The organism is Gilliamella sp. Nev3-1 (assembly GCF_001690435.1).
In the GTDB taxonomy this organism is placed as follows: Bacteria; Pseudomonadota; Gammaproteobacteria; order Enterobacterales; family Orbaceae; genus Gilliamella; species Gilliamella apicola_C.
Map to the genome: position 1 here is coordinate 15139 of NZ_LZHN01000008.1, position 13516 is coordinate 28654.

Sequence of the window (13516 nt, forward strand, 5' to 3'; positions counted from 1 at the left end):
ATATTACTTATGGGCAAAATTATTAATCATTTGTAAACCGGATTCGGTTTTAATGGCTTCAGGATGAAATTGGACGGATTCAATGGGTAATGTTTTGTGGCGCAATCCCATAATCAACCCATCATGATTTCTCGCCGTTACAACTAACTGCGGATCTTCTGGTAAAAAACTATCACAAACAATCAATGAATGATAGCGAACAACCGAAAGCGGGGATTGAATTCCTTTGAATATCCCTAGGCCATCATGAGTTATTTCATCAATTTTACCATGCATAGGTATTGGCGCTTTAATAATGCGGTGACCATAATATTGAGCTATCGCTTGATGTCCTAAACAAATTCCCAGTATCGGGCAAATATGAGAAAACTCAGCAATAACTGCAAGTGATATTCCTGCATTAATTGGTGCGCCAGGACCCGGGGAAATAATAATTTTAGAAATGGTAAGCGCTTTTACTTGTTCAATTGTCATTTCATCATTTTTAATGACTTTAACTTTTGCGCCAACTTGGCACAGATAATTGTGAATATTAAATGTAAAAGAATCATAATTATCTATTAATAATATCAAAATATAACCCACTAATTATAAAGCATATTGGTTTAAAAACTGGAACGGGTAGCCGTTAAAATTCAGTCATAAAAGATCCTATTATATCGCTAACGTGCTTAAAAGAAGAGACGATTACTAATTTTACCACCTTTATCTTTCGGTGTTTTATACATAAACATAATATTTCCTGAAATGTTTTAACAAAAAGCCATTTTTTTTGTGATAAATTTCACAAAAAATATACAAATCTACTTGTATGGTAGTATTTGTGGTGATATTTTTATGTCATAGAATTATAAACGAGGTCTTAAATGAAAATTGTTAAAGCAGAAGTTTTTGTATGCAGCCCAGGAAGAAATTTTGTTACATTAAAAATAACAACCGATGAAGGCGTTTATGGTGTTGGTGATGCCACACTTAATGGACGTGAATTAGCCGTAGCATCTTATCTTAAAGATCACCTTTGCCCACAACTTATTGGGCGAGATCCACATCAAATCGAAGATATCTTTCAATATTTTTATAAAGGCGCTTATTGGCGCCGTGGGCCAGTAACGATGTCCGCTATTTCGGCAATAGATATGGCGCTTTGGGATATTAAAGGTAAATTGGCAAATATGCCACTTTACCAATTATTAGGTGGCGCATCTCGTACTGGTGTAATGGTTTATTGCCATACTACAGGCACAAGTATTGATGAAGCATTAGATGATTATGCTAAACATCAAGAAATGGGTTTCAAAGCGATTCGTGTTCAATGTGGTATACCGGGTATGAAAACGACTTATGGCCAAAGTAAAGGAAAAAACCTAGCTTACGAACCCGCAACACGTGGAAACTACCCAGAAGAACAGTGCTGGGCAACAGAAAAATATCTTGATTTTATGCCTAAACTATTTGAAGCCGTACGGAGTAAATTTGGTTTTAATGAGCATTTACTACATGACATGCATCATCGCCTAACTCCTATTGAAGCAGCTCGTTTTGGAAAAAGTATCGAAGATTACCGCCTATTTTGGATGGAAGATCCAACCCCTGCCGAAAACCAAGAATGCTTCCGTTTAATTCGTCAACATACTGTCACACCCATTGCGGTCGGTGAAGTATTTAACAGCATATGGGATTGTAAGCAACTTATACAAGAACAATTAATTGATTACATTCGAACCACAATTACTCATGCTGGCGGTATTACTCATATGCGCCGTATTGCTGATTTTGCCGCGCTTTATCAAGTAAGAACAGGATCTCACGGACCGTCTGATTTATCACCAATTTGTCATGCGGCAGCACTACATTTTGATCTGTGGGTACCTAACTTTGGAGTACAAGAATTTATGGGCTATTCAGAGCAAATGTTAGAGGTATTTTCGCCAAATTGGACCTTTAATGATGGCTATATGCACCCAAGTGACAAACCAGGATTGGGCATTGATTTTGATGAAAAGCTTGCCGAAAAATACCCTTACAACCCAGCTTATTTACCAATTGCACGCTTAGAAGATGGTACTTTGTGGAATTGGTAACTAATGAGCTTATTCAGCAAAACTATAGTTTAAATTTACGTTAAACATATAAAAATTATATGTTTAACGATTGGAGGGATGATATGTGTTTTATTCATGAAAATTTCATTTTAAACAATAAGGTAGCACAAGATCTTTATCATAATTACGCTTCTAAAATGCCAATAATTGACTATCATTGCCATTTAGAGCCAAAGGATATTGCTGAAAATAAAAGATTCGAAACAATATATGATTTGTGGCTAGCAGGTGATCATTATAAATGGCGACAAATGCGTGCTAATGGAGTAGAAGAAAAATATATAACAGGTGATGCAGCACCGATTGAAAAATTTAAAGCATGGTGTGAAACTGTTGAATCATGTATAGGTAATCCTTTATATCACTGGACACATTTAGAATTAAGAAACTATTTTGGAATTACAGATACATTAGGTATCCACAATTATAAGGATGTATGGGATAAATGTAATAGTTTACTTAAAAAGCCAGAATATAGTGCTCAAGGTTTAATTGGTCGTTCAAATGTGGAAGTAGTTTGTACTACTGATTCTCCTTTGGATAATTTGGAATATCACCGTAAAATTAAAGCACAATCAAATTTTAAAACCAAAGTATTACCGACATTCCGTCCAGATGAGGCTTTAGACTCGGAAGGCGAAGCCTTTAAAATCTTTATAAAAAAATTATCTGAACTTACAAATAAAAATATTACTAATTTTGCTGATTTCTTGTTAGCCATTGAAAATCGAATCGACTTTTTCCACGAGAATGGATGTCGTTTATCAGATCATGGACTAATGAAAATAGAATTTCTTGCCAGTGATACTCAACAACAAGAAGATTTATTCGCAAAAAAATTACAAGGACTAGTTTTAACAGCGAATGAAAAAATTGTTTATTGTAGTGCTGTGCTTACAGCTTTAGCTAAATTTTACGCAACTAGAAATTGGGCAATGCAAATACATTTTGGGGTAATTCGTAATAATAACTCTATTATGTTAAGTAAAACTGGTATTAATACTGGTTTTGATTCAATTTGTGATCAAACGGATTTAGCTATCCACCTTAATGCATTTTTAAATTCATTAAATCAACAAGACGCTTTACCTAAAATTATTATCTACAATTTAGATGCAAGTCTAAATGATGTAGTAGCAACAACAATAGCTAATTTCCAGAAAGCAGGTAGTGTTAAATCAAATATGCAATTTGGCTCTGGTTGGTGGTTTAATGATACTAAAAGAGGCATGTTACGACAATTAACTACTTTAGCCGATCAAGGTTTGCTTATGAACTTTGTCGGTATGTTAACTGATTCCCGTAGTTTTATTTCATATACACGACACGAATATTTTCGCCGAATCCTATGTAACTTAATTGGTCAATGGGTAACTGATGGTGAAATCCCTCACGATAATAAATTGCTAGAAAAATTAATAACAGGAATATGTTATCAAAATGCGAAAAATTATTTTCAATTTTAAGTTGCTATATAAAAAATTATCGTGAAACAGATTTAAACGTAAGGAATTTTAAGATGAATATTGTGGCGCAAAAAAAACGGAAGGTAACAATTCCTGTAGCAATTGGTTATGGATTAATTGATATCATGGGTGGTGGAGCATTTACTATAATAGGTGCATATTTGCTCTTCTTTTATACAACATTTGTTGGGTTAACACCAATTGAAGCAGCCTCGATTGTTGCTATTGCAAGAATTGTTGATGCAATTGTAAGCTTATTTATGGGCAGTTTTACTGATCATTTTTATAAATATAAGTTAGGTCAACAATTTGGTCGTCGGAGATTCTTTTTGTTAATTGGTTCACCATTAATGTTACTTTATATCTTATTATGGATTACTGGTATGAATTATTGGTTTTACCTTACCGTTTATCTAGCTTTTGAAATTGTTGCCGCTGTGGTACTAATTCCTTGGGAAACGCTACCATCAGAAATGACCAAAGATTACAATGATAGAACAAAATTATCCACAGGTAGAATGTTTTTATCTGCAAGTGGTACTTTTTTAGCAACGCTAGTACCCGGTATTTTAATCAAATATTTTGGTGAACATAATGCTTATGCTTATTTTATCAATGGTCTCTTTTTTGCAATTATTTTTGCTGTATGTGTTTTTATTTCTTATAAAGCCACTTGGGAACGTGAATTGACCCCAGAAATGCTAAACTATCAAAAAGAAAAAATTGACCAGAAAACATTTTCTGAAAAAATGATAATGCTAAAAAAATTATTTAAGGAATATTTATCTACTTTTAATATCAAAGCATTTCGCCGACACCTTGCTATATATTTATTTTCATTTACGGCTAAAGATATATTTAATACTGTATTTGTTTTCTTTTGCGTCTATTGTTTATCTGTATCTTCATCATTTGCTTCAGGCTTGTTATCGTTAAGTATTATAGGCTTGCCAATTACTTTGTTAGCTGGTGTCGCAATGGTTAAATATGGACCAAGTAAATTATACCTCTTTTCCTATTCAACAATGATTATTTGTATTTTAGGTTTCTTTATTTTGTATCTATTGAATCCTACTGAAAAAACATGGTGGCTTTATATTTTTGCTATATGCTATCAAGCTGGTAGGTGTGTTTTAGAATTTACTCCATGGAATGTTTTTCCATTCATTCCCGATGTTGATGAAATTTTAACTAAGCAACGCCGAGAAGGATTATATGCTGCGGTTATGACGTTTGGGCGCAAAACAACGGTTGCCATTGCAACATTTTGTGTAGGAATCATTTTGCAAAAAGGTGGTTTTGAACAAGGTACTACAGAACAAAGTGCGCAAGCTATTCATACTATTTCCATATTATTTGTTGGTGGAACTATCGGCTTATTAATTATTGCTCTTATTTTTGCATTAACTTTTAAATTAAATAAACAGACACACGCTATATTAGTGAATGAAATTGATCGCTTAAAAAACAATGGCTCTAAAAATAATGTAACCGAGGAAACACGGAAAGTTGTTGAAAATCTAACTGGACACAAATATGCAGATGTATGGAATAACAGCTAATATATAAATATGAAAGGTATAATAATGAGATTATCAACCCAAACTTTATTACAACTACCTGAAAAGGTAGTTATACCAAGTTATGATAGAAACAATCTTAAAACCAAAATGGTTCATCTTGGATTTGGCGCTTTTCACCGTGCTCACCAAGCTGTGTTTACCGATATTGTAGCAACTAAACATGGTTGTAATTGGGGATATTGTGAAGTTAATTTAATTGGTGGTGAAAAACAAATAGCCGATTTAAAAGAACAAGATTATCTATTTAGTGTTTGTGAAATGTCATATGACAATTGGTCTACTCGTGTTGTTGGCGTTGCTAAAGAAGCATTGCACGCAGATATAGATGGCATTGCCAAGGTATTAGAAGTAATGACACGACCAGAAATAGCAATTGTTTCAATAACAGTCACGGAAAAGGGTTATTGTTATTTACCTTCAACGGCATCAATTGATCTAAATAACCCTCTTATTAAGCACGATATTGAAAATCCGACTAACCCAAAAACACTACCAGGAGTGATTGTTGAAGCATTGCGAATGCGTAAAGAAAAAGGTCTAAAACCGTTTACTGTTATGTCTTGTGATAATATGCCAGAAAACGGCCATGTGACACGAAACGTTGTTTTAGCGCTGGCTAAACAGCGTGATCCAAATTTAGCTAGCTGGATCGATGATCATGTTACCTTTCCATCAACTATGGTTGATCGCATTGTGCCAGCAGTGACGCCAGAAACCATGGAAAAAATAAAAAAACAACTGGGAGGTATCGAAGATCCAGCTGGTGTGGCTGGCGAGCCTTTTAAGCAATGGGTTATTGAAGATAATTTTGTTGCAGGTCGTCCTGATTGGCAAAAAGCTGGCGCTGAACTAGTAACTGATGTATTACCTTATGAAGAAATGAAATTAAGAATGTTAAATGGTAGCCACTCGTTTCTTGCTTATTTAGGATATTTAGCGGGTTATTTACATATTGATGAATGTATGCAAGATCCTAATTATGTTAAAGCTGCAAGGCATTTGATGATAAATGAACAAGCAACAACGCTACGTGTCAAAGGTGTGGATTTACAAGCTTATGCTGATTGTTTACTTGATCGTTATCGTAACACGGGATTAAAACATCGGACTTGGCAAATCGCTATGGATGGCACATTAAAATTACCACAACGGATGCTTGATTCTATTCGTTTTCATTTAAAAAATGGTACACAGTTTGACTGTTTAGCATTAGGTGTAGCTGCTTGGATACGATATGTCAGTGGCGTAGACGATGCAGGTAAGGCAATTGAGGTAAGTGATCCAATGGCTAATAAGTTAAAAGAATTAGTGGCAAATAGCAATGATAATCAAGAGCGAGTAAAATCATTATTGTCATTATCACAAGTATTTGGTGATGATTTACCTAACAATCCATGTTTTGTTGAAAAGGTCATTAAAGCTTATTTGTCTTTACGGGATATTGGCGCTAAACAGTCGGTTAAACAATTAGAAAGAATTTACTAAATCATTACTAACACAACTAACATAATTAATAAGAAAAAAAGTGTAATTGCTCGTAAGAGCAATTACACTTTTCATTTTTCGTTTAGCCCAGATAACTTTTTATTGGTGATTATTGGTAATTGTCTATCAAAAAAGCTTTTCTTCTATTTAAAAATCACCTACTATTCTTGTTTTTATTTTTCTTAACATAAGAATGGTATATGTTTACACCTATCGACTTAAATACTTCTGAACCCGTTAATCAGCAAATCTACCGCAAATTAAGAAAAGCTATTATTACCTGTCAGATATTACCTGGTGTTTTACTCTCAGAAAAAGAAATTTCTAGCCAGTTTAATGTTTCTAGACAGCCAGTTCGAGAAGCATTTATTAAGCTAGCAGAAGCAGGATTGGTTCAAATTTTACCTCAGCGAGGAACTTTTGTAACTAAAATCTCCATTAAGAAAGTCATTGATGGACAATTTATTCGAGATTCGGTTGAGTGTGCAATTATTAGGCGAGCGGCAATAGAAATTAATGACTTGCATATTTTATTGTTGCAAAAAAATCTTGAGGAGCAAAAAGAGGCTAATAAACAAAAAAACATTCATTATTTTCTTGAAAAAGACGATGAATTTCATCAAATTCTAATGAATGTGATAGATTGCCAGTTAGCATGGGAAAGTGTTGAAAATATTAAGGCAATGATGGATAGAGTTAGATTTCTTTCGTTGGAAGAAATTTCGCCACCCGATGATCTTGTTAAACAACATGAAAAAATTCTGATGGCTTTGAAAAAGCATGATCCAGAACTTGCCGCAATTGCTCAGCATGAACATTTATCGGCAATTTTACATACTATCAAAATTATTTCTCAACAAAAAACAGAATGGTTTATTGACTAACCTTTTATCAACAATACCTAATATTACTTATGTATAAATTGTATAACGCTAAGCTAGCGTTTTTAGAAATATTTTTTATGTTTATTTAATTTTACGCAAATAACCTAAAACGCCAACAGCTTCTATTGTCCATATCCCATCTTTAAAAATTAAGGGAAAAGTTGCTCGACTGCTTGCTGTAGGCCCAGCATTTTGCTGAACAATTTCAATTTCGTTGCCCGTTACTTTACTTATAATGGCAACATGCCCATAGCTAGTCCAATTAAGAACAATAATATCGTCAACTTGTGGTTTTGTGGGCGAACCGTTATGAAATTGTAATAAATTGCGTTGGCGATTAATCTTGCCATCGGCAATTTTTGGATCAAAAAAATCCTTTGCATGTCCATAGCTGTTTGGCATTTTGTGATTGAAGCGTTGATAATAATAGCGTTTGATAAATTCAACGCATTGATATTTTAAACCTAAATTATAACCATCTTTAGCAATATTTCTTCCACTTACATTATTGATACTGCTATTATAGTAGACATTTACGCCATTAAATTCATCAATAACGTTGCCTATTTTTTGTTGGTTAATTTCAATATTAGCAAAAACACAGGCACAAAGTGTATAGTAGCTTAATACAGATAATAGCCAAAGTAAGCACATGCTCTTTTTATATTTCAATAGCATTTTATTTCCATTATGTTAATTTTTTATTATTAAATATCGTTACTCATTTTATAAAAATAGATTATAAAATTTATTTTTATATGAAGAATTTAACTAAAATTAAGCTTAAAAGTATAGTATTTGTTGTTGAATGGTGTTTATTTTTTGATAAGTTAGTTGATCGGGATAGGTGATGATATCTCGCAATGATAATCTAAATTAGCGTTTCATGATAAAAATAAATAGATTTGACTTAATAATAAAAGAAAGGAGGGCATGATGATTAAAAAAGTTCAAATAAATGTCAGTGGTCGCGTGCAAGGAGTAGGTTTTCGTTTTTTTACTTATCAACAAGCCACAAAACAAGGTTTAGTTGGCTATGTTCAAAATTTAGATAACGGTGATGTTAAGATTATTGCTCAAGGTGATAACTTACAAATAGCAGAATTAATACAATGGATTGAAAGTGGCGGCCCTGCATCAGCAAGTATTTCACTTGTCAATATAGTTGAATTAAAGCCACAAAACGATTTAACTTCTTTCAATGTCCGATATTAATTTAATAAAAAATAAAGTAAAATAAATAAAATTGTGGGCATTTGAAATAATAATTTCTTATTAATGTGATTAACATATGTTATGAATAAAAAAAATCTGATCTGTTTTTTACTTCTCGTTATTGTTATTGGTGTTTATTACAATTATCAAAAAGGAGATGAGGCAATAAGCCAATCAGCTAAAAATACATCAGATAAGCCGATTTATCAAAGTGATGACATGTTAACAGATATTTACGACTTATCTGGCGAACTTGTATATAAAATCGAATCAAGTAATGTTAGATATTTTGATGATGCCGGTAAAACAGCATTTGATTTGCCTAATTTGACTCTTTATGATCAAAATCATGTCGCTACATGGCATATAAAAGCGAAGAAAGCAGAGCTGACTAATAATAAACTTCTTTACCTTTATAATGATGTGCAGTTAGATAATTTGACACAAGAAGCCCAATTAAAACAGGTAAAAACAGATAATGCAGTCGTTGATTTAACTTCACAGTTAGTGACATCAAAAGATCCTGTCATTATTAATGGGGTGGGATTTTATTCAACAGGCGTTGGATTAGCTGGGGATTTACATGCAAAAACAGCTAATATACTTGAAAATGTAAAAACATATTATAATACTGAGGCAAAATAAAATATGAGTTCGCTAAAACAAGTTGTTTTTTCATTAATTTTATTGCTACCTATCTCTTTAAGTAGTTTTGCAAATGAATCCGTTACGCAATCAGAAAATCCAAAAATTTTTGCCGATAACAAACCTGTTGCGATTGATGCTGATAATCAGCAGATTGACATTGAAAATAATACGATTACATTTATTGGTAACGTTGTTATTGTTCAAGATGGGTTAACGATAAAAGCTGATAAAGTTGTAATCACTGATATGCAAAACGTAGAAAAACAAAAAATCACGGCTTATGGTAATCCTGTAAGTTATAAGCAAATTTTACCGAAAAAAAATAAGATCGTAACAGGGCAGTCAGCGCAAGTAATTTATAATGTAAAACAAAATAATATTGTGTTACAAGGTAATGCTGAGTTATTTCAACAAGACAATCATATTGTGAGTGAAATGATTATTTATGATGTCAAAAAACAGCAAATATTTGCGCAGCCAGGTAAGAATAGGCGAGTCAAGAGCACTATCATCCCAAACCAAGTTAAAGAGATGAGCAAATAAAATGTCAATGTTAAAAGCGGAAAATCTAGCTAAAGTATACAAAAAACGCCGTGTAGTTGAAGATGTGAGTTTAACCGTTAATTCTGGTGAAATCGTCGGGTTATTAGGACCAAATGGCGCAGGTAAAACCACCACTTTTTACATGGTGGTTGGTATTGTGACCTTAAATGCGGGTAAAATTTATCTTGATGAGCATGATATCAGCATTTTACCTTTACACGAGCGTGCACAAAAAGGCATTGGTTATTTACCACAAGAAGCTTCTATTTTTAGAAAATTGTCTGTTATTGATAACATTATGGCAATTTTAGAAACGCGCACAGATATTGATAAAAATGAAAAAATCGGTCGTGCCGAAGAATTACTCGAAGAGTTCCATATTACGCATATTCGTGACAGCATAGGACAATCTCTCTCTGGTGGAGAAAGACGTCGAGTGGAAATAGCAAGGGCGTTAGCAGCTAATCCTAAATTTATCTTACTTGATGAACCTTTTGCTGGTGTTGATCCAATTTCGGTGATAGATATCAAAAATATTATTAAGCATCTACGTGATCGAGGGTTGGGTGTATTAATAACCGATCATAATGTCCGTGAAACGTTAGATGTTTGCGAACGTGCTTACATTGTTAATAAAGGACATTTAATTGCTGAAGGTTCACCAAATGACATCTTAAGTAACGAATATGTAAAACGCGTTTACTTAGGAAATGAGTTCAGATTATGATGAAAACCAGTTTACAACTGAAAGTCTCTCAACAATTATCCATGACGCCACAATTACAATTGGCGATTAAATTACTACAGTTGTCAACTTTAGAACTCCAACAAGAAATACAAACTGCGCTTGAAAACAATCCATTGCTTGAAGTTGATGATCAATATGACGAAGTGAACGTTAAACAAAACGATGAAACAGAAAATATTGATACGCGTGAGGCTTTAGATAGCAAAGAGATTCCCGATGATATTCCACTGGATGCATCTTTAGATGATATTTATAGTGCAGGAACTCCATCTGGAACTAACTCAGATTATCGTAATGATGAATTGCCTATCTATCAAGGTGAAACTCACGAAACATTACATGATTATCTAGAATGGCAACTTGAACTAACACCCTTTAGCGATACTGATAGGGCGATAGCGGTATCTATTATTGAAGCTATAGATGAGAGAGGCTATTTAACAGTTTCAACAGAAGAAATACTTGAAGAGCAAGGTAATGATGAAATTGAAATTGCCGAAGTTGAAGCAGTATTGAAACGAATATGGAATTTTGATCCCATTGGTGTTGGTGCAAGAACATTGCAGGAGTGTTTGTTTATTCAAACTCAACATTTAGTGTCGCCACCACTTGTTAAATTAATTATTGATAATTATTTAGATTTATTAGCAAATCGTGATTATAGAACATTAAAAAAAGTATTAAATGCTAACGATGAGCAGTTAAAAGAGGCCGTCGATTTTATACAACACTTACAGCCCTATCCCGGTGATTTTATTAATATGTCTGCGCCAGATTATGTGATACCTGATGTTTTAGTAAAAAAAGTAAATGGAAGCTGGGTTGTTGATTTGAATAATGACATAATGCCGATCCTACGCATAAATCAGCAATATGCGGCGATGGAAAAGACAGTAAGCGAAAGCGATAGCCAATATATCCGATCACATTTGCAAAATGCGAATTGGTTTATTAAAAGTATTGAAAATCGCAATGAAACTTTACTTAAAGTAAGTCAATTTATTGTAGAACATCAGCGGGAGTTTTTCGAACTTGGCACAGAATATATGAGGCCAATGATTTTATCTGATGTTGCAACTGCAATTGAAATGCATGAGTCAACGGTTTCTCGAGTGACAACTCAAAAATATTTACAATGCCCGACGGGCATATTTGAATTAAAATTCTTTTTTTCTAGCCATGTAAACACACAGTCAGGCGGTGAAGCCTCGTCGACGGCTATTCGTGCTTTAATTAAAAAATATATATCAGCAGAAGATAGTAAAAAGCCACTGAGTGATAGCAAATTAGTTTCGTTACTTGAAGAACAAGGTATTATAATTGCCCGTCGAACCGTAGCAAAATACCGTGAAGCTTTATCAATTCCACCATCAAGCCAACGTAAACAGCTTTAAATTTAAAACTGTTTATGACAACGAATCTTTTTAAATGACTTTTTCAGTTTCAATAATCATCATATCCGTAGTAAAAGAACCATCTATTTGAAGTTCAAAATAATTTTTTGTATCGTCGGCTGCCGTTTCTTGGTAAATTCGTATTGCCTCAATTAACTGTTCAGGAGTACGCATTCGTTTAACCCATGTATCAAAAGAGAGTGTTAAACGATGACGGACAATCTTATTAATGACAAAACCAGCTTCAGTCAAAAAAGTTGACCATTCGCCAGGTGTATAATCACGAACGTGTGATGTGTCACGCAGGGATTCAACAGTTTGTAGCCAAATATCTAATACAGGGTGACCAGGTGAAACAACATCCATAATAATTAATTTACCGCCTGATTTAGTTATGCGATATATTTCTCGAATACTTTTACCAACATCATGCCAATGATGAGCTGAATAACGGCTGACAACAATATCAAATTGATTATCAGCAAAAGGTGGATATTCAGCATAACCTTGCTTAACGGTTATATTTTGTAAACTGCGCTTTTTTGCTGTTTGCGCTACAACCGATAACATTTCATTTGAAAGATCATAGGCTGTAACATGTTTAACATATTTTGCCGCAATAAAACTGACATGACCTGCGCCACATCCAATATCAAGTAGGTTTGCCTCGGGATGCGATATAAGTAGGTTAGATAAATATTCAAGATCAGCTCCTTGAGCATGTACTTTACTGGTTAAATAGGCATTAGCTTGTTCGCCAAACTGCTGTTTTACATTGTCATGATGTGTTGCCATTGTCGATTCTCATTATTGGGCGCAAATAAGCGCCCAAAAGTTAAAGTTAAGCTAAAAATGAAGGGATTTTCTGTTCAAAGTCGCTAATCGCATCTTCATGTTGCAAGGTTAAACCAATATTATCTAACCCATTTAGTAAACAGTGACGTTTAAAGGCATCGATTTTAAATGGATATTGCTTGTTTCCAGCAGTGACGATCTCATTGACTAAATCAATGGTAAATTCAATACCTTCATTGGCTTCAACAATTTTAAATAGTTCATCGACATCGGCTTCAGATAAATTAACCAATAATAACTGATTGTTAAATGAGTTATTATAAAAGATATCGGCAAAGCTTGAGCCTATAATGGCTTTAAATCCATAATCGGCAAGCGCCCATGGCGCATGTTCACGAGAAGAACCACAACCGAAATTTTCTCGCGCCAATAAAATGCTGGCGCCTTTATAGCGGGGTTTATTCAAGACAAATTCAGGGTTAGGCTGCTCGCCAGCGTCATCTAAAAAGCGCCATTCATGAAAGGCATGTTTACCAAATCCAGTACGTGTTACTTTTTGTAAAAACTGCTTTGGAATGATTGCATCTGTATCAACATTAGCTGCGTCCAAAGGAACAACTAATCCGGTATGTTTTGTAAATTTAGCCATGACA

14 protein-coding genes are annotated in these 13516 nt (G+C 33.8%); 10 read left to right on the forward strand and 4 right to left on the reverse strand.

All coding sequences use genetic code 11. The features are described 5' to 3' along the window. Window positions 1-3: 3 nt before the first annotated feature. Complete coding sequence (locus A9G40_RS01520; protein WP_065581695.1) at window positions 4-573, reverse strand: anthranilate synthase component II; 570 nt, start codon at window positions 571-573, stop codon at window positions 4-6. A gap of 293 nt (window positions 574-866) precedes the next feature. On the opposite strand from A9G40_RS01520, the gene manD reads away from it, so the two are divergent. The 5 genes from manD to A9G40_RS01545 all read left to right on the forward strand — a co-directional run bounded on the left by manD (window position 867) and on the right by A9G40_RS01545 (window position 7520). Continuing rightward, a complete protein-coding gene (manD, locus tag A9G40_RS01525; RefSeq protein ID WP_065581599.1) occupies window positions 867-2081 on the forward strand; it encodes a D-mannonate dehydratase ManD in 1215 nt (404 codons plus the stop codon). 83 nt (window positions 2082-2164) lie between these two features. After that, window positions 2165-3568, forward strand: coding sequence for a glucuronate isomerase (uxaC, locus tag A9G40_RS01530; protein WP_065581600.1), 1404 nt, complete (start codon window positions 2165-2167; stop codon window positions 3566-3568). 62 nt (window positions 3569-3630) lie between these two features. Continuing rightward, window positions 3631-5130, forward strand: a complete 1500-nt coding sequence (locus A9G40_RS01535; protein WP_081302115.1) for an MFS transporter — start codon at window positions 3631-3633, stop codon at window positions 5128-5130. Window positions 5131-5154: 24 nt separating this feature from the next. Continuing rightward, window positions 5155-6636, forward strand: coding sequence for a mannitol dehydrogenase family protein (locus A9G40_RS01540; RefSeq protein WP_065581601.1), 1482 nt, complete (start codon window positions 5155-5157; stop codon window positions 6634-6636). 200 nt (window positions 6637-6836) lie between these two features. Next, a complete protein-coding gene (locus A9G40_RS01545) occupies window positions 6837-7520 on the forward strand; it encodes a GntR family transcriptional regulator (RefSeq protein ID WP_065581602.1) in 684 nt (227 codons plus the stop codon). Between the two features lie 81 nt (window positions 7521-7601). Here A9G40_RS01545 and A9G40_RS01550 read toward each other — a convergent pair whose 3' ends face one another. Continuing rightward, window positions 7602-8198: a CHAP domain-containing protein gene (locus A9G40_RS01550; protein ID WP_065581603.1), complete on the reverse strand. Its 597-nt coding sequence runs from the start codon at window positions 8196-8198 to the stop codon at window positions 7602-7604. 258 nt (window positions 8199-8456) lie between these two features. Between A9G40_RS01550 and yccX the strand changes: the two genes are divergently transcribed. The 5 genes from yccX to A9G40_RS01575 all read left to right on the forward strand — a co-directional run bounded on the left by yccX (window position 8457) and on the right by A9G40_RS01575 (window position 12068). Beyond that, entirely contained in the window at window positions 8457-8735 is a 279-nt protein-coding gene (gene yccX, locus A9G40_RS01555) for an acylphosphatase (protein WP_179854672.1), read from the forward strand. 81 nt (window positions 8736-8816) lie between these two features. Continuing rightward, complete coding sequence (gene lptC / locus A9G40_RS01560; RefSeq protein WP_065581604.1) at window positions 8817-9380, forward strand: LPS export ABC transporter periplasmic protein LptC; 564 nt, start codon at window positions 8817-8819, stop codon at window positions 9378-9380. A gap of 3 nt (window positions 9381-9383) precedes the next feature. Continuing rightward, window positions 9384-9926 carry a lipopolysaccharide transport periplasmic protein LptA gene (gene lptA, locus A9G40_RS01565; protein WP_065581605.1) on the forward strand — a complete coding sequence of 181 codons (543 nt, stop codon included), beginning with the start codon at window positions 9384-9386 and terminating at the stop codon, window positions 9924-9926. Window position 9927: 1 nt separating this feature from the next. Beyond that, complete coding sequence (gene lptB / locus A9G40_RS01570; protein ID WP_065581606.1) at window positions 9928-10653, forward strand: LPS export ABC transporter ATP-binding protein; 726 nt, start codon at window positions 9928-9930, stop codon at window positions 10651-10653. Beyond that, window positions 10653-12068: an RNA polymerase factor sigma-54 gene (locus A9G40_RS01575; protein WP_065581698.1), complete on the forward strand. Its 1416-nt coding sequence runs from the start codon at window positions 10653-10655 to the stop codon at window positions 12066-12068. The genes lptB and A9G40_RS01575 overlap by 1 nt, the downstream gene beginning before the upstream one ends. 30 nt (window positions 12069-12098) lie before the next feature. Here the strand turns inward: A9G40_RS01575 and A9G40_RS01580 are convergent, their stop codons facing one another. Continuing rightward, window positions 12099-12863, reverse strand: coding sequence for a class I SAM-dependent methyltransferase (locus A9G40_RS01580; RefSeq protein ID WP_065581607.1), 765 nt, complete (start codon window positions 12861-12863; stop codon window positions 12099-12101). A 46-nt stretch (window positions 12864-12909) separates the two neighbouring features. After that, window positions 12910-13512, reverse strand: coding sequence for a 3-isopropylmalate dehydratase small subunit (leuD, locus tag A9G40_RS01585; RefSeq protein WP_065581608.1), 603 nt, complete (start codon window positions 13510-13512; stop codon window positions 12910-12912). Window positions 13513-13516: the final 4 nt, after the last annotated feature.

What these genes read in the sequence shown, in the direction of transcription:
- manD (WP_065581599.1), top strand. Translation starts at nt 867, where the DNA reads ATGAAAATTGTTAAAGCAGAAGTTTTTGTATGCAGCCCAGGAAGAAAT.
- uxaC (WP_065581600.1), top strand. Translation starts at nt 2,165, where the DNA reads ATGTGTTTTATTCATGAAAATTTCATTTTAAACAATAAGGTAGCACAA.
- A9G40_RS01540 (WP_065581601.1), top strand. Translation starts at nt 5,155, where the DNA reads ATGAGATTATCAACCCAAACTTTATTACAACTACCTGAAAAGGTAGTT.
- A9G40_RS01545 (WP_065581602.1), top strand. Translation starts at nt 6,837, where the DNA reads ATGTTTACACCTATCGACTTAAATACTTCTGAACCCGTTAATCAGCAA.
- A9G40_RS01550 (WP_065581603.1), bottom strand. Translation starts at nt 8,198, where the DNA reads ATGCTATTGAAATATAAAAAGAGCATGTGCTTACTTTGGCTATTATCT.
- yccX (WP_179854672.1), top strand. Translation starts at nt 8,457, where the DNA reads ATGATTAAAAAAGTTCAAATAAATGTCAGTGGTCGCGTGCAAGGAGTA.
- lptC (WP_065581604.1), top strand. Translation starts at nt 8,817, where the DNA reads ATGAATAAAAAAAATCTGATCTGTTTTTTACTTCTCGTTATTGTTATT.
- lptA (WP_065581605.1), top strand. Translation starts at nt 9,384, where the DNA reads ATGAGTTCGCTAAAACAAGTTGTTTTTTCATTAATTTTATTGCTACCT.
- lptB (WP_065581606.1), top strand. Translation starts at nt 9,928, where the DNA reads ATGTCAATGTTAAAAGCGGAAAATCTAGCTAAAGTATACAAAAAACGC.
- A9G40_RS01575 (WP_065581698.1), top strand. Translation starts at nt 10,653, where the DNA reads ATGAAAACCAGTTTACAACTGAAAGTCTCTCAACAATTATCCATGACG.
- A9G40_RS01580 (WP_065581607.1), bottom strand. Translation starts at nt 12,863, where the DNA reads ATGGCAACACATCATGACAATGTAAAACAGCAGTTTGGCGAACAAGCT.
- leuD (WP_065581608.1), bottom strand. Translation starts at nt 13,512, where the DNA reads ATGGCTAAATTTACAAAACATACCGGATTAGTTGTTCCTTTGGACGCA.